Raw genomic sequence first — 15,667 nt, forward strand, 5'->3', positions numbered from 1 at the left:
TTGGGTAGGAGGGGAGTTACCGAGCCGGTTTACTTATCGGCTTTTCCTTCTAATGGTTTATTCTGTTTAATTGCCCTTCATGCGCAATCAGCAACGGCTCGCGGGCCTGCTTGTTTTCCTTATGCTGCTGCCGTTTGTGGTGCTCTGCTACTACAGCCACCCGGGCGCCGACGATTTCACCGACGCGGTGCAGCGGCAGGCCTTCGGGTTCTGGGGAATTCAGCGCGACCTATACTTGAACCTGACGGGCAGACTGTTTACCTCCGTGTTGCTCATGGAGGCCAGCCCCCTGACGTCGCACCACCTGTCCTGGTACGGAATGGCTCCGGCGGGGGCGCTGTTGTTGCTGGGCGCCAGCTTGTACTGGCTTGTGAGCGTTCTGGTCGGCCCAGCGTGGCGTTGGCCGGCTCGGCTGTTGGCCGCCGGGTTACTACTGGCGTTGTGGTTGCTGCAAAACCCCAGCATAGCCGAGTCGGTGTACTGGTTCAACGGACTAGCTGTGTACACAGTGCCCACGGCGGTGCTGGTGGGGTGGCTGGCCGCACTGGTGCGCTACTGGCTGGCCGCACCTACAGCCCGGCCGGTATGGCTGACGCTGGTAGCCGCGCTGGGTACCTGTGTGCTGTGGTCGAACGAAATTGTTGCCCTGCCGCTAATGGCCGTGATAGCTGGGCTTGCACTGTGGCAATGGTGGCGGGGCAGTCCCCGCCGGACAGCACTGCTGGCCCTTACAACTTGGTATGCCCTGGCCCTGGCGGTGTCGCTGCTGGCCCCGGGCAACATGGCCCGCGCTGACCTCATTGCGGTAGAAGTGCCCCCCCTTGTACTGCTGCTGGGGCCCGTGGGCGCCTCAGTCTATATGCTGCTGAACTGGCTGAGCAGCGGAGTGCTGTTGGCCACTACTGCTATTGCCCTGCCGGTGCTGGCGCGGTTGGTTGCCGCGGGGCTGCCGGCGCTGCGCCTGTTGCACACCCTGCGCCCCCGGCAACTGTTGCTGGCGCTGGGCTTGCTGCTGGCCCTGCTGCCGTTAGCTGCGCTGCCCAGCTACTGGGCCACCGCAGGGCTGATGCCGCCCCGGGCCCGGGCCAGCGTGTACCTGGTGTTTCTGGTAGGATGGTTTGCCGCCGTATTGGTTGCGTTGGTAGTTACCCGCCGGCAAGCCTGGCAGCAGCAACTGGTGGCACGCCGCGCGTGGCCCCGCTTGGCCAGCGGGCTGCTGTGGGGCTGGTTTCTAATCAGCTTTTTCAGCGACCATAACGTGCGCGTTGCCCACCGCGACCTGGGCCGGGAAAGCAACAACGTTGTGCTGGCCTACCGCGACTGGCTGAGCGGCAGCGCCGCCCGCTACAACGAAGCCCTCCAAACCCGCTATCAGCTCCTCCGCACAGCTTCTACTCAGTCGCTCCAGGTACCGGCGTTGCCCCTCACGGGCCGCCCGCCCATGCTGCTCTACCACGACCTGACTACCGACAGCACGTTCGGCCTGAACCAGGATTACGCCCGGTATTTCGGCCTGCGCACTGCTTGGACCGGGCCCGGTGGCCGAGGGCGTCCGCCCCGTTCATATCAGGCCTCCGCCGACGACTAAAAGGTAGCATCGACCAGCCCAGGTGGTGGATTGCGCGGCGCTTGCCAACCTCGTAAAGTGGCCTGACGTATGGAAACGATTTCCGGCCGGGAAAGGAGAGGTGCGTGGGTCGTATAAGCAGCACTATACTAATCATTTATCTATTTGCTGGCTGCAGATGAATAGGTAAATGCTGGGGCGGCCTTACCTTTGCGGCCGCATTTGCATTATCCTTATGGCTGACATTTCGGCATTTACCCAGACTCCCGGCGCCTCGACGCCTCCCGGCGGCAACCCCATTCCGCTCTTCACCACCTTCGTCAATGCCTCGGCCCAACAGCGCGTGAGCGCCGTGCTGACCAGCACTTTCCTCAGCGAAGGCAAGCTGGTGAAGGAGTTCGAAAGCCGTCTCAGTGCTGAGTTGGGCATGGTGCACCCCGCGGCCCTCAATAGCGGCACCAGTGCCCTGCACCTGGCCCTGGAAGTGGCCGGCGTGGGCCCCGGCGACGAGGTGATTCTTTCCCCCCAGACCTTTATTGCCTCCGCCCTGACAGTGGTGCAGGTCGGTGCCAAGCCAGTCTTTGCCGATATCCAATACGGCAATGGCAACATCGACCCGGCTGACATTGAGCACCGCATCACGCCCCGCACCAAGGCCATTATGGCCGTGCACTGGGGTGGTTACCCGTGCGACATGAACGAGATTATGGCCATTGCCACCAAGCACGGCTTGGTCGTGATTGAGGACGCCGCCCACTCACCGGGCGCTACCTACCAGGGCCAGCCCATTGGTTCGATTTCCGACTATACCTGCTTCTCATTTCAGGCTATCAAGCACCTCACCACCGGCGACGGCGGTGCGCTCTGCGCCCGCGACCCCGCGAAAGCCCGCGAGGTGTTCCGCCGCCGCTGGTTCGGCATCGACCGCGCCAACTCGCCGGTTAATGAACTGGGCGAGCGCGACTACGACCTGGTCGACGTGGGCTACAAATACCACCTGAGCGACTATGCCGCCGCCCTCGGCCTGGCCAACCTCGACGGCTTTGCCGAGCGCATGGTGCAGCGCCGCGCCCGCGTGCAGCAGTACCTCGACGGCCTGCGCGGCGTGGCCGGCATCACCCACTTCGAGCACAAAACCGACCGCGAAAGCGCCCACTGGCTGTTCGGCTTCCACGTCGAAAACCGCCTGGAGTTCATTCGCGCCATTCGTGGCAAAGGCGTTGCCGTATCAGTCGTACACGACGGCATTGACCACAACACCCTGTTCGGCGGCCGCCGCATGGAGCTTACTAACCAGCGCCGTTTCGACGCCACCCAAATTCACATTCCCCTGCACGACGACCTGAGCGCTGAACAAGCCGCTTATGTAGTTGACGTCATTAAGCAAGGCTGGTAATTCCGAATATGAAAGTAGTATTGTTTGGAGCCCGTGGCTTCGCTGGCCGCAACGTGGCCAATGTTCTGCGCCAGCACGGCGTCGAGCCCATCGAAGCCTCGCTGAGCACCGGCCTCGACCTGCGCGACCCAGCTGCCGCTACGGCCTTTCTGGCCGAGCATCAGCCCGATTTCGTGGTGAACTGCGCTGCCCACGTAGGCAGCCTCAATTATGTAACCGAGAAAGCGGCGACTGTGGTGGCCGACAACTCGCGCATGATTCTGGGTATGTATGAAGGTGTGGCCAATGCCTGCCCACAGGCTTTGGTTATCAACCCCATTGCCAACTGCGCCTACCCCGCCGCTGCCGACATCTTCCGCGAAGACGAGTGGTGGAACGGCCACCTGCACCGCTCGGTGCTGAGCTACGGCACCAGCCGCCGCCTGCTGTGGGCCGCCGCCGAGTGCTTTGAGCTGCAGTTTGGCGTGAAGAGCATTCACCTGCTCACGCCCAACATGTATGGCCCTTACGATTCGACCGACCCCAACAAGGCCCACGCCCTGAACGCGTTGATTTCGAAATTCGTGAAAGCTGAGCACACCAGCCAGGCCGAGCTGCCCATCTGGGGTACCGGCGTGGCCATCCGTGAGTGGTTGTATGCCCCCGACTTTGGCCGCATGGTGTGGGAAGTAATTCAGCAGCCCAGCCGCCCCGGCTTACAGGCCCCGTTGAACGTGGCGCAGAACGACGGTCTAAGCGTGAAAGCACTAGTCGACATCATCCAGTCGAAATTCAATTACAAGGGCAAGCTGACCTGGGATGCGACCAAGCCCGACGGTGCCCCCAAGAAAGTAATGGACGACACCCGCTTCCGGCAGGTGTTCCCCGAGTTCAAGTTTACGGATTTCGAGGAAGGCATTGCTGAAACAGTCAAGTATTACGAATCGGTTTTCCCTTACTAAGAACCCAGCAGGCGGACTTCCAGCAGCGAAGCCGCCGAGACCTGACTATGGCGCTTCGACTCCAAACAGCACAGGGCGCTTACCCTGAGGCCGCCACCGACTACTTTGATTTCACGAAGCTCGATGCCTTCCATCATCCGGAAGTGCTGACGGTTCTCTACGACCAAGGTTGGTATTCGGTGTTAATTACCGACGATGCAGGCCATGCCTTTCTGCACTCCTACGTCATGAACCCGCTGCCTCACGGCCATATGGGCTTCGACATAGAGCCTTTTATCGGCTACGCCGGACCGGTAGTGACGGAAGGAAGCGATGCCGAGTTTGGCCGCGTCGCACTCGCCAGCTATGCCGAGCACTGCCGTACGGCGGGCATTGTGGCTGAAGTAGTACGATTCAACCCCTTGCTTAACAACGTTGACCACTTCACCGATGCCCAGCAACTGCGGGTGATTCCGGCCAAGGATATTGTAGTGGCCGAATGCCATGCCGATGACGCTGCGCAATTAGCCTCTTTCCAGACCAAGTGCCGTAGTAGCGTGAAGCGTGGCCAGCGCGACTGTACCTACGAGATGCTGGACAAAGCCACTGAGTGGGATGCCTTCGTGCAGTTCTATTATGCCTCGCTCCAGCGCATTGGGGCTGACAAAAAATGGTTTTACCCAGCCGAGCTGTTGCAGCGGGCCGCGCAATCCAACTTTTTTCAGGTATATGTAGTGAAATATGAAGGGCAGTGGGCCTCGCTCTCGCTCGTGATTGAGCACCCACTGGCTAGCTACTACTTTGCCGCTGCCAGCGGCCAACAGCCCGTACAGGGGGCCAACGAGTTTCTGCTCTTCACTATCGCGCAGGCTCTGGGCCGGGCCGGGGGGAAATGGCTGATTATGGGAGGTGGCAATACAGCCAGCGACGACGACCCATTGCTGCGCTTCAAACGCAAATTTGCCCACGACCTCACGCCCCTGACCATGGGATGCCTGGCGCACGACCAGGAACGACTCACCGCTTTGGTGAATGAGGCCGTGGTGCGCCATCCCGAATTGGCCGATGTGCGCTTCTTTCTGAAATACCGCTTACACCCCGAGGCTTAGGCCCAGCTTTTCATCTTGCCCATGCCCCCTGCGTTGCAATCTGCTACGGCCCTCCGCATTCTCTTCGACTGGGCCGACCTCAGCACCGACGACCTGCGCGCACTCTGCACCGAGTTGCACATTAAGAATGTGCGCTGGCTCGCTATTCATCATCCCGACAATAAAACCCGGGAGAACCTCTACCGTCTGAGCAATGTGGCTGTTGGTCCCAAAACGACCATTAACGCGGGCTTATTTGTGTATGACTCTTACCAGCCGCTGGTCACTATCGGAGCCAATTGCGCGTTGGCAGCTAACATTTCGCTCATTCCGGAATCGGGTCCTAACATGTCGGAGTTGGCTGATTTTGAATTGGTTAAAGAAAAGTTGGTGTGCACCGCCCCGATTGTCATCGAAGACCATGTCTGGATTGGAGCAAATGCCATCGTGATGCCTGGCGTTACCATCGGGCACCACGCCGTGGTCGGAGCGGGGGCCATTGTCACGCGCGACGTTCCTCCCTATGCCATCGTGAAAGGCCAGCCTGCTCAGGTAAGCCAGTACCTCACTCCGCCTAGCCCGTCTGCAGCATGAAGTCAATCGGTGGAGAATTTGAGCTTGACCCTGTAGCGCTGGCTAGCAGCGCCACACTGCCGTTAGGCCTGCGTGCCGATGCTCGACAGCAGTGGCTGCGCAGCGGGCGGGGGGCAATTCGCTACGCTGCCGCTACGAGCCGCCCGACAGGTACCTGGCTGCTGCCGTCTTACCTCTGCGAAAGTGTAAAGCAGCCCTTTGACGAGTTGGGATGCCCCGTGCAGTTTTACCGCATCAACGACGATGCCCGCATCGATGTCGCCCACCTGCAAGCACAGATAACGCGCTACCAGCCGGTGGGCCTGCTGTTCATCAACTATTTTGGTATGCCGCTGCTGCCTGATGAGCAACAGGCCATCGACGATGCGCGGAAGTATGGCTGTTTCATCATCGAGGATGCTACCCACGGCTCGGTCTTAGAAGGAGACGATGCTCCCGCTGGCCGCCTCGGCGACGCAGTGGTAAGCAGCTTGCGCAAATACCTGCCTGTACCCGATGGCGCGTTGCTGCGCATAAAGAACCCGAGCAGTTTAGGTTCCAATGCTAGCCTCGCTCCTGACCTTGCCGCCGAGGCGTTTGGTCGGCAGCGCACGCTCGCCAAGCTGTTGCGGTGGGAGTTTCTGCACGGTGCTGGTGGCCCGCCCGAAGCGGAAGGTTTGTTCATGACTATGTTTAGCCAGGCCGAAAAGCTTCTCGATGCCAGCGGAGTTCCTTACCCAGCCTCGCCGTGGTCTGCTCCAGTACTTGCTGCGCAGGACTTAACCGCCGCACGTGCACAGCGCCGGCTAAACTTCGCAGCACTGGCCGAGGCTTGGCAGCACTCAGACCTTGCCCGTTGGGCTACTCCATTGTATACCACATTGCCCGCTGGAGCGTCTCCTTTTGCCTTTCCGGTATTGGTAAGCCCGCCGTTGCGTGATGATTTGCGCCGCGCACTGGTGCGGGAGCAGTTGTATTGCCCGGTGCTATGGCCACTGCCCGAAGCCATCGACACTAACGAGTTTGCTTCTTCCTACCATCTTTCGGCTCGCATCATGTGCCTGCCGCTCGACCAGCGTTACACCTCAGAGGACATGCAGGACGTAGCCCGGCGTTTCGGGCAGACCGCTCGCCAGCTGGGACCACTTTAAATTAGCAGCCGGGGTTCAGCCGGCTGCTGGCGCACGGCTCAGCCGAGTGATGCTTAAAATCGTTGCGGCTGACGAATTATCTTTTCTATAGTTTTTTGTTTTTCGCACATGACCGAATCAGCAGGCTCTATCTCCGGGCAATACGATAAATCGTTACTCCAAGCGTGCGGTGAAGATGTATTCATCAGCGCTGCCGTGGAAATTCGTCGGCCCCATTTGGTATCGGTCAAGAGCCACGTAGCCATCGACTCCGGTGTGTACCTGACTACGGCCGCGGAGATTGGCAATTACGTACACCTCTCACCTTATCTGACCATTATTGGGGGTAGTAAGAGCACCTTGATTGTCGAAGACTTCGTGACTATTGCGGCCGGCAGCCGCCTGATTTGCGGCTCTGACCGTTTTATGGGCGACGGCTTTACCAGTGTGACCGTTCCGGATGAGTTTCGGGATACTGTCGATTTCGGCATCATTCGCTGCGGGCGATTCTCTGGGGTCGGCACCAATGTCGTTATTATGCCCAACGTGACGTTGGGCGAAGGCTGTGTTATTGGCGCGTGCGCCTTGGTCACGGAAGACACCGAACCCTGGACTATATATGTGGGAGTGCCAGCCAAGCCCATTAAAGTGCGGCCGCGCGAAAAGATGCTCGAATATGCCAAGCGTCTCGGCTATTAGTCGAGAAGGGGTATTCATTAGCCAATAGTCACTCAGGCTTGTGCCTGCCGGGCTTGTCGTGCTTTCAGTAGGAGGCAGGCAGATAACTAACCTAGTTCGTACATTCTATGCAAGTAGCTTTACTTGGCCACACAGGTTTCTTAGGTAAAAACGTAGCCGACGCGCTTACACAAGCCGGAATTGCGTTTGCAGGTGCCTCGCGTGGCAATGGGGTCGATTTGCGTAGCGTCGAGCAGACGGCTGACTTCCTACGCAATACGTGTCCGGACGTGGTTCTGCATTGCGCCGCGCATGTAGGGAGCTTCAACTATGTAACCGAAAATGCTTCAGCGGTTATGCTCGACAATTCGCGCATGGCGTTGTCGGTCTACGAGGCCATGGCCCAGGTATGCCCGCAAGCTATTATCGTGCATCCACTTGCTAACTGTGTGTTTCCGGCCAACGCTGAGACTATGAGTGAAGAAACCTGGCAGGATGGCCCGGTTCATTCCACCGTTTTGCCATTTGCGGCGACGCGGCGACTGGCCTGGGCCGCTGGCGAGAGCTTTGCGCAAAGCCACGGTATTCGTAGTATATCGTTGCTCGTGCCGAATATGTACGGCCCCCACGATTCAACCGACCCTAACCAGACAGCTGCGCTTGACGCGCTGATTTCTCGCTTTCTCACCGCCCGGCGTACCGGCCAGCCAGTTGTCATCTGGGGTTCGGGCGCGGCCATCCGGGAGTGGATTTTCGCCCCCGACCTGGCGCGAATCATGGTAGAAATTTGCCTGAACCCGCAAAACAGTGGTCTACAACATCCATTGAATGTCGCCCAGAATACCGGCCTGAGTATCCGCGAACTGGCGGGGATGATTCAGCGTATCGTTGGCTACGATGGTGCTGTACACTATGACCTTGCTAAACCCGACGGAGTATTGAAGAAGGTGATGGATGACACCCGCTTCCGGCAGGTTTTCCCCGATTTTAAATTTACTGATTTCGAACAAGGCATTGCGACTACCGTTGCTTATTATAAAGAATTATTATAACCGCTTGTAAATCAATGGGACCTAAGCGTAATGTTGTGTTTATGGGCGGGCGTATTCTTGGCTACCGGTGCCTGGAGATATTGAATCGCTACCGGGACCAGTTTAATGTACATTTTGTAATGTGCCTACGGCAGGACGGTACCGAGGGCTCCGACTGGAACCCCAAGTTGCTGGACCATGCTCGCCAATTGGGCTTCGAGGTATTTGAAGCGTCCTCACTTAAATCGTCAGCGGTAGTGGCTCGGTTCAAGGAGCTCAATATTGACACAATTCTGAATGTGTTCTGCGACCGCATCATTCCCAGGGCTTTAGTTGACTTGCCTGGGATGGAAATTATTAATTTCCACTACGGCCATTTGCCACAGTATCAGGGACGGTTCGTTGTTACGCATATCATTCTCAACGGCGAAGAAAAAACATGTGTCACAACACATTACATTGACGAGGGCGTAGACACCGGAGACGTTGTTTTTGAGGACTGGCTGCCGGTACTGCCCACCGATACTGCCCGTACCTTGTATATGCGCTGTGTAGAAGTGGGGACCATAGCTTTTGAGCGTACCCTGGAATATTTCATCCAGCAAAAGCCGCTGCCACGCAGCCCCCAACACGGCCAGAGCAATTACTACAAGTTTGAAGAACCCAATGGCTTAGAGGTTGACCTAAGCTGGAGCCGCGACCAAATCGAGCGCTTCATCCGGGCTACTACATTCGAGCCAATTTCGTACCCTTGGATGCAAATAGCTGGCCGTCGTTATACCATCATGCCCACTATTCAGCCTCAGTCTGAATAATAAATAGCGTTTTGGAACTCGGCTTATCTGGCGGTAGCAACCAACGTGGGGCCCTGTACGTCGTAAGGCATACAGGTATATTCAGCAATAACAGAAGCGTACAGAAAATAGCTGAAATACGCTAAGCAGATGCTTATTAACCAACAAAGTGCATGAGCAATTATAAAATATCCTACGTCGTCACTACCTACAACAAACTGCCGTACCTGAAACAGGTGCTCGAGCGGCTCGTCGCCGCACGGCTGCCCGATGAGGAGATTGTGGTAACCGATGGCGGTAGCAAAGACGGCACGCCCGATTACCTGCGTGGCCTTCACGAAGCTGGGCACATCCAGCAATTTGTGTCGGAGCGCGACAAAGGCGAATCGCACGGCTTCAACAAAGCCATGCTAATGGCGCGTGGGCAATTCGTTAAAATCATTACCGACGACGACGCTTTTTGCTACCCTGCTATTCGCCAGGCTGCCAATTTTATGGTGGAACATCCTGCCGTGGATGTGGCTACAGGCCATACTGGGTTGTTACTGCTTGAAGATTTAAGCAGCGTAACGCTGTATGAGGACGTTGCCGACAATTTTCGGCGCTGGCTCAGCCACAAGGAAGTGGTGTGGATGATTGGTCTACCCTTGCTGATTCGCCGCACTTCGCTCTCGCTCACAGGCCTGTTCAATACTGGCGTGGTGCAGATGGACACAGAATTCACCTACCGAATTACCAGTCTCAACGTCAATATTGCCTGGTGCTCGCACATTTTGAGCATGCGAATTGAGAACCCGCAGAGCAATTTCCGGGTAATGAACCAAGGTAAGGGCCGCAACACCAGTGTGCTGGAGTCGAATCGCATGCGCTTTTATTACGACAAAGGTATCAGCGACTCTTTCCTCGACTTTGCCCGCCACAAATCGGGCTGGGTGGAATCACTGAAGGCTCCCATTCGTCCTGCTAAGCGGTTGCTGTTCGAAACACTAAAAATGAAGCAATACGAAGGCTTCGAGAAGATTCCGAGCGGTTACCAGCCGGCACCCGGCGAAGACCCATTGGGAGCGGCTTTCCGCATCTGTGACAACTTTATGAAGGCCTACAACGAGCAGCACCCCCTAGAGTTTCTGCACCGTGACCAGCCCATTACCAAAGCGCTGGACGCATAGAACGCCCGACCCGGATTGGCTCCTACCTGTTAACTTTGCGTGGCACAAGGACTGCACCCTAGCTTCCTTGGCCTCTATATATTCGCAAGTTTCCCGACGCGGCTCATCCGACGGTACTCACGCGCCAGCCGCAATAATCACTTCAGCCGCACCAATTAATTTACATGAAAGTAGCACTCATTACCGGTATTACGGGCCAGGACGGCGCTTACCTCACCGAATTTTTGCTTGAAAAAGGCTATGACGTCCACGGCATCAAGCGTCGTTCTTCGCTCTTCAACACCGACCGCATCGACCACCTGCTGGCCGACGACCACGGCCGTAAGAACCCCCGCCTGACCAACCACTACGGCGACCTGACCGACTCGACCAACCTGATTCGTATCATTCAGGAAGTACAGCCCGATGAGATTTACAACCTCGGGGCCATGTCGCACGTGAAGGTTTCCTTCGATGCGCCTGAGTACGTGGCCGACGTGGATGGCGTAGGTACGCTGCGCATTCTGGAGGCTGTACGTTTGCTGGGTCTCACCAAGAAAACCAAGATTTATCAGGCCAGCACGTCAGAGCTTTATGGCTTGGTGCAGGAAGTGCCCCAGCGCGAAACCACGCCTTTCTACCCCCGTTCACCTTACGCCGTGGCCAAGCTTTACGGCTACTGGATTACGGTAAACTACCGCGAAGCCTACGGCATGTTCGCCTGCAACGGCATCCTGTTCAACCACGAAAGCCCGTTGCGCGGCGAAACCTTCGTAACCCGTAAAATCACCCGCGGCGTGGCCCAGATTGCCATGGGCATGCGCGACGATATTGCCCTAGGCAACCTCGACGCCAAGCGCGACTGGGGCCACGCCAAAGACTACGTGGAAGCCATGTGGCGCATTCTGCAGCAGGACGAGCCGGAAGACTTCGTAATTGCTACCGGTGTTACTACTACCGTGCGCGACTTTGTGCGCATGGCCTTTGGCGAAGTAGGCATTGAAGTTGCTTTCGAAGGCGAAGGCGTGCAGGAAATTGGCCGGGTGGTGGCGTGTACCAACCCCGAATACAAAGTGGCAACGGGCACCGTGGTGTGCCGCGTCGACAAGGCCTACTTCCGCCCCACCGAAGTAGAACTGCTCATCGGCGACCCCACCAAGTGCAAGGAGAAGCTGGGCTGGGAGCCCAAGTACGACCTGCCAGCCTTGGTACAGGATATGATGCGGGCCGATGTGGACCTGTTTAAGCGCGAAGCCTACCTGCTGAAAGGCGGCCACAAGGTGTCGTGGCAGCACGAGCAGCACCAATAAGCGCGGCTGCTCCTCTTTTTGATTTAACCCCCAGCCCCAACCGGCCGGCCCCTGTGCCGGGTGGTTGGGGCTCTTATTGCACTCGCCATGGCTACCGCGCCGCTGCCGCGCCCCACCTGGTGGCAACGCACCAAAAAAATAGTCGACCGCACCCTGGGCCGGGCCGGGCAGGCCCTGAGCACGCCGCTGGTGGCCGAGGAAGTTGAAATTGCCCCGGCACCCTCGGATGCCCGCCTGCCGCAGCCCTTCAACGCCGACATGGTGCCACCGGTGTTTTTGGCCGGGTTTGCCGAGATTTTTTCGGAAATCCAGCCGAACTTCCGGCAAGTGGTGTACCGACTGCGACACGCCCGGGTAGCTTGGCATGGCTCGGTACTGAAAGGGTTGCGGGTGTTTTTGCCCAGCCTGCCGCAGCCCTGGATGGAAATGGAACTGGCTGGCTTATTTATGCTGCGCCAGTTGCGCCGCCAGCCGGTGCCGCAACTGGCCGCCGGGCCAGTTGGGCTGGCTTTCGATAGTTGGTCGGGCAACTACTTTCACTGGATTGCCGAGGTGCTGCCCCGGCTGGCGCTGCTACGCAAAGTGCAGCCTGACTGCGTGCTGCTGCTGCCTGGCCCCAAAACGCCCGAGTACGTGGCCAATACCGTTGCGGCGCTGGGTTTTCGGCATACCTACGTGCTGGCACCCGGCGAACTGGCCCCCGTGGCCGACCTGTGGGTGGCGGCCCGCCCCGGCCGCCACGGATACATGTTGCCTTCGCTGGTACGCGAAGTGCGCGAAGCCGTTATGCAACATTTGGCTAGCAGCCTCGACCCCGCCCGCCGGGCCAGCCGGCGCCTCTACGTGTCGCGCAGTCGCCAGAGTTGGCGGCAACTTACCAACGAGTCCGAAGTGTTAGCCGTGTTGCAGGGCTACGGCTTCGAAACCATCTATTTCGAGGAGATGAGCTTCGTGGAGCAGGTGTGTACCATGTACGAAGCGGCGGTATTCATCGGGATTCATGGGGCCAACATGACCAATATCCTGTTCATGACGCCCGGTACCCACGCCATCGAAATGATGAGCAATACTTACGTAAACCCCAGCTACTTATCGATGGCCGACAGTATTGGCGTGCACTACTCGCTGGTGCCGTCGGCGCTGGGTTCGCCACCGGAAGTAGAGCACAATTACGCCGACATCACGGCTGACCCCGTACTGGTCGAGCAGGTGGTGCGCCGCATCTGCAGCGCCAGCGTTTAATTTTCAATCAGTTATCAGCCTAATGCAATACCGTCTTACCTACATCATTACCACCTTCAACAAGTCGCGGTACCTGCGGCACACGCTGGAGCGCCTGATGGCTGCCCGGCAACCCGACGAAGAAATCGTGGTAACCGATGGCGGCAGCACCGATGGCACCGTGGACTACCTGCAGGGACACTTCGCGGCTGGGCGCATTCAGCAGTTTGTATCAGAGCCCGACCGGGGCGAGGCCCACGGTTTCAACAAGGCCATTATGATGGCCCGGGGCGAGATGATAAAGTTTATCTCGGACGACGACGCTTTTGCGTACCCCGTAATTCGGGCCGTAACCGACTTTGCCCTCGCCAACCCGCAGGTTGCGGCCATCAACGGCTACAACGCTTCCACCCAGATTGAAGACCTGACCTACGCCGTGGTGAAGGAGCAGCCGGCCCGCGATTTCCAGCTGTGGCTCGAAACCAAGCAGCCTTTCTGGATGATTGGCCTGCCGCTGATGATTCGCCGCTCGGCGCTGCCCCTGACGGGGCTGCTCTACACCAACACCAAGTTTCCGGACCTGGATTTTCTGTACCGCATTAGCACCTCGGGGGCGAAAATGGCCTGGTGCACGGCCGTGATGAGCATGCACGTGAGCCACCCCGAAGGTAACTTCAATCAGATGGCCAACAAAGCGCGCGAGTTGGAATACCAGCGCATCAGCGGCTTCTACCTCAAGCCCAAGCCCCGCAACCCCGCGCAGGTAGTGCGCGACCTCGTGGAGCAGGCCAAGCGTCCGATGCGGCCGGCCAAGCGGGCTTTTTTCGACCGCATGGGCTGGGCGCAGGTGCAAAACCCGGAAGTGTTTCCGACCGGCTACGTGCCCACGCCGGGCGAAGACCCGCTCGATGCTGTGTACCGGGTGTGCGACGAGTTTATGGCGGCGCAGAACGCCGTGCGCAAGCTCGACTTTATTTATTAGCCCATTCGCCTGGGCAAGCCGCTAGTTCAAGCATCAGTCACCGGGCCTTAGTTTACGAGTTTGCTTCAGCAACCCATCCAACGATTTAAGCAGAATATTATCGCTCCGCTGCTGCGGAAAGGCTCGTTCGCGCAGAATTTTGCCGTGACGCTGTCGGGTTCGGCAGCGGTGACGGCCCTGGGCTTTTTGCTCTCGCCGGTAATGTCGCGCATTTACCCGCCGGCCGCGTACGGGCAGTTTGCCGTGTTCAGCTCGCTGGCTGGCAACCTGAGCATGGTGACTACGCTGGGATACACGGCAGCATTTCTGCTGCCCAAAACCCAAGAGAAATTTTTGTCGCTGGTGCAGCTCACGGTGGCGCTCACGTTTGCCACCTGCCTGCTGCTGGTGGGTGCGCTCGTGCTGGGCGGCAACCACGTGCTGCATTGGCTAAACGTAGAAGCGTTGGGCAACTTGTTCTACACGCTGCCCGTGGTGCTGCTGCTCTTCAATCTGAACAGCATTATGAGCAGCTGGTACATGCGCGACAAGCAGTTCCTGAAGCGCAGCAGCGTGGAAGTGACCACGGCGCTGGTGGGGCGCGGGGCCACCATCGGCTACGGCTGGTGGATGGGCGGCAGCGTGGCCGGCCTGCTGCTAGGCGAGTTTTTCAACCGCCTCACCAGCACCATTACTCTAGCGGCCGGCAGCATTCGACACTCGTTCGGGGCGCTGTGGCGCACGGCCCGCTGGGTTGATATCCGGGCCATTGCGATGGAGTTCAAGGAGTTTCCGCTGTATTTTTTGCCCGCCAGCTTCATCAGCGTGCTTTCCACGCAGCTTCCCATCTACACCCTCAACGCGAGTTTCGGCTCGACCCCGGTGGGGCTTTACTCGTTTTCGGTGGGCTTGCTCGAAATCCCCATCAACCTGATTGGCAATGCCATCGTGCCCGTGTTCTGGCAGAAGGCGGCCGAAACCCAGCAGAACGAGCCCGAGCGCCTGCCCGGCATGACGCTGAGTTTGTACTACAAGCTGCTGTACCTGGGGCTGTTGCCGTTTGGCGTCATCACCGTGTACGGCGACCTGTTGTTCAAGTTCGTGTTCGGGGCGCGCTGGGAAATGGCCGGCGTGTATACCGGCTACCTGGGGTATTACTACGTGTTTAAGCTGATGTCGCAGGCCACCGGGCCCATCTACACTGTGATGGGCAAGCAGCGCTACATTCTCTGGAGCAACATTGCCCTGCTGGCTGCCCGGGCTGCCGGCCTGGGCATTGGCCTGCTCATGCACAGCCTGAATACGGCCCTGATGCTGTTTGGCCTGTTCAGCCTGCTGGCCACGTTCATCATCGACCTGCAGGTACTGTCGTTGCTGAAGCTGCCAGTGTATCGCATTGGCCTGCGCACGGTGGCCATTGTGGGCACCACGCTGGTGGTGCTGAAAGGCCTCCGGATGGGGGCCGAAATGCTGTTGCAATAGGTTGGCCCGAACCCGGCACGAAACGACAAAGCCCCGCGGGCCCTTGGCTTGCGGGGCTTCGTTAGTAGGGCATGGATTTAAAAAGAAACGTTCCGTTTTACTGCGTCCTAACAACGGGCAGGGGCCGCCCACCATGGTGCCACTGCCGGCCGCCCCTTTTTTCGCAACCTAAACGGCTTGCTTGTCTTGTACGGAACCTGGTGCGCACCGCTAGCCCACTGGTGAAGCCACGTTCGCATGCTCCCGGCTATCTGAGCCGAGTTCTCCAGGGCCTGTGAAGTGCTTTGCACGCATTCAGAGCGGCCCGTAACGGGTGGTTGGTGCTACGCATCGGCTCGCCGCTCGCGCCAAATAACGCATGGCAATAG

13 protein-coding genes and 1 pseudogene are annotated in these 15,667 nt (G+C 58.4%); all 14 read left to right on the plus strand.

Annotated elements, in window-relative coordinates; all coding sequences use genetic code 11:
• Window positions 1-79: 79 nt before the first annotated feature.
• The 14 genes and pseudogenes from ABD837_RS06010 (at window position 80) to ABD837_RS06075 (ending at window position 15,299) form a co-directional block, all read left to right on the plus strand.
• Window positions 80-1,588: a DUF6056 family protein gene (locus ABD837_RS06010; protein ID WP_345051557.1), complete on the plus strand. Its 1,509-nt coding sequence runs from the start codon at window positions 80-82 to the stop codon at window positions 1,586-1,588.
• Between the two features lie 214 nt (window positions 1,589-1,802).
• On the plus strand, window positions 1,803-2,963 hold the full coding sequence (locus ABD837_RS06015; protein ID WP_345051559.1) for a DegT/DnrJ/EryC1/StrS family aminotransferase: 1,161 nt from the start codon (window positions 1,803-1,805) through the stop codon (window positions 2,961-2,963).
• A gap of 8 nt (window positions 2,964-2,971) precedes the next feature.
• The gene (locus ABD837_RS06020; protein ID WP_345051562.1) at window positions 2,972-3,904 is read left to right on the plus strand and encodes an NAD-dependent epimerase/dehydratase family protein; all 933 of its coding nucleotides are present in this window, start codon (window positions 2,972-2,974) and stop codon (window positions 3,902-3,904) included.
• 47 nt (window positions 3,905-3,951) lie between these two features.
• Complete coding sequence (locus ABD837_RS06025) at window positions 3,952-4,992, plus strand: hypothetical protein (protein ID WP_345051565.1); 1,041 nt, start codon at window positions 3,952-3,954, stop codon at window positions 4,990-4,992.
• Window positions 4,993-5,379: 387 nt separating this feature from the next.
• Window positions 5,380-5,526 (plus strand): annotated as a pseudogene (locus ABD837_RS24950) (DapH/DapD/GlmU-related protein); the annotation flags it as partial.
• 35 nt (window positions 5,527-5,561) lie between these two features.
• Window positions 5,562-6,695 (plus strand): aspartate aminotransferase family protein, encoded by a 1,134-nt coding sequence (locus tag ABD837_RS06035; protein ID WP_345051571.1) that lies wholly within the window; start codon window positions 5,562-5,564, stop codon window positions 6,693-6,695.
• Between the two features lie 108 nt (window positions 6,696-6,803).
• Window positions 6,804-7,373: an acyltransferase gene (locus tag ABD837_RS06040; protein ID WP_345051574.1), complete on the plus strand. Its 570-nt coding sequence runs from the start codon at window positions 6,804-6,806 to the stop codon at window positions 7,371-7,373.
• A gap of 107 nt (window positions 7,374-7,480) precedes the next feature.
• Entirely contained in the window at window positions 7,481-8,404 is a 924-nt protein-coding gene (locus tag ABD837_RS06045; RefSeq protein WP_345051576.1) for an NAD-dependent epimerase/dehydratase family protein, read from the plus strand.
• Between the two features lie 14 nt (window positions 8,405-8,418).
• A complete protein-coding gene (locus tag ABD837_RS06050; protein WP_345051578.1) occupies window positions 8,419-9,198 on the plus strand; it encodes a methionyl-tRNA formyltransferase in 780 nt (259 codons plus the stop codon).
• A 152-nt stretch (window positions 9,199-9,350) separates the two neighbouring features.
• Window positions 9,351-10,346, plus strand: a complete 996-nt coding sequence (locus tag ABD837_RS06055) for a glycosyltransferase (protein ID WP_345051581.1) — start codon at window positions 9,351-9,353, stop codon at window positions 10,344-10,346.
• Window positions 10,347-10,510: 164 nt separating this feature from the next.
• Window positions 10,511-11,635, plus strand: coding sequence for a GDP-mannose 4,6-dehydratase (gmd, locus tag ABD837_RS06060; protein WP_345051584.1), 1,125 nt, complete (start codon window positions 10,511-10,513; stop codon window positions 11,633-11,635).
• Window positions 11,636-11,722: 87 nt separating this feature from the next.
• Window positions 11,723-12,877 (plus strand): glycosyltransferase family 61 protein, encoded by a 1,155-nt coding sequence (locus ABD837_RS06065; protein WP_345051587.1) that lies wholly within the window; start codon window positions 11,723-11,725, stop codon window positions 12,875-12,877.
• A gap of 22 nt (window positions 12,878-12,899) precedes the next feature.
• Complete coding sequence (locus ABD837_RS06070; RefSeq protein ID WP_345051590.1) at window positions 12,900-13,838, plus strand: glycosyltransferase; 939 nt, start codon at window positions 12,900-12,902, stop codon at window positions 13,836-13,838.
• A gap of 60 nt (window positions 13,839-13,898) precedes the next feature.
• Window positions 13,899-15,299, plus strand: a complete 1,401-nt coding sequence (locus ABD837_RS06075) for a lipopolysaccharide biosynthesis protein (RefSeq protein WP_345051593.1) — start codon at window positions 13,899-13,901, stop codon at window positions 15,297-15,299.
• The last annotated feature ends 368 nt before the right edge of the window (window positions 15,300-15,667 follow it).

It is taken from the genome of Hymenobacter glaciei (assembly GCF_039539585.1).
GTDB lineage: Bacteria > Bacteroidota > Bacteroidia > Cytophagales > Hymenobacteraceae > Hymenobacter > Hymenobacter glaciei.

Excerpts from the sequence above, each read along its gene's own strand:
- ABD837_RS06010 (WP_345051557.1), top strand. The coding sequence starts at position 80 with ATGCGCAATCAGCAACGGCTCGCGGGCCTGCTTGTTTTCCTTATGCTG.
- ABD837_RS06015 (WP_345051559.1), top strand. The coding sequence starts at position 1,803 with ATGGCTGACATTTCGGCATTTACCCAGACTCCCGGCGCCTCGACGCCT.
- ABD837_RS06020 (WP_345051562.1), top strand. The coding sequence starts at position 2,972 with ATGAAAGTAGTATTGTTTGGAGCCCGTGGCTTCGCTGGCCGCAACGTG.
- ABD837_RS06025 (WP_345051565.1), top strand. The coding sequence starts at position 3,952 with ATGGCGCTTCGACTCCAAACAGCACAGGGCGCTTACCCTGAGGCCGCC.
- ABD837_RS06035 (WP_345051571.1), top strand. The coding sequence starts at position 5,562 with ATGAAGTCAATCGGTGGAGAATTTGAGCTTGACCCTGTAGCGCTGGCT.
- ABD837_RS06040 (WP_345051574.1), top strand. The coding sequence starts at position 6,804 with ATGACCGAATCAGCAGGCTCTATCTCCGGGCAATACGATAAATCGTTA.
- ABD837_RS06045 (WP_345051576.1), top strand. The coding sequence starts at position 7,481 with ATGCAAGTAGCTTTACTTGGCCACACAGGTTTCTTAGGTAAAAACGTA.
- ABD837_RS06050 (WP_345051578.1), top strand. The coding sequence starts at position 8,419 with ATGGGACCTAAGCGTAATGTTGTGTTTATGGGCGGGCGTATTCTTGGC.
- ABD837_RS06055 (WP_345051581.1), top strand. The coding sequence starts at position 9,351 with ATGAGCAATTATAAAATATCCTACGTCGTCACTACCTACAACAAACTG.
- gmd (WP_345051584.1), top strand. The coding sequence starts at position 10,511 with ATGAAAGTAGCACTCATTACCGGTATTACGGGCCAGGACGGCGCTTAC.
- ABD837_RS06065 (WP_345051587.1), top strand. The coding sequence starts at position 11,723 with ATGGCTACCGCGCCGCTGCCGCGCCCCACCTGGTGGCAACGCACCAAA.
- ABD837_RS06070 (WP_345051590.1), top strand. The coding sequence starts at position 12,900 with ATGCAATACCGTCTTACCTACATCATTACCACCTTCAACAAGTCGCGG.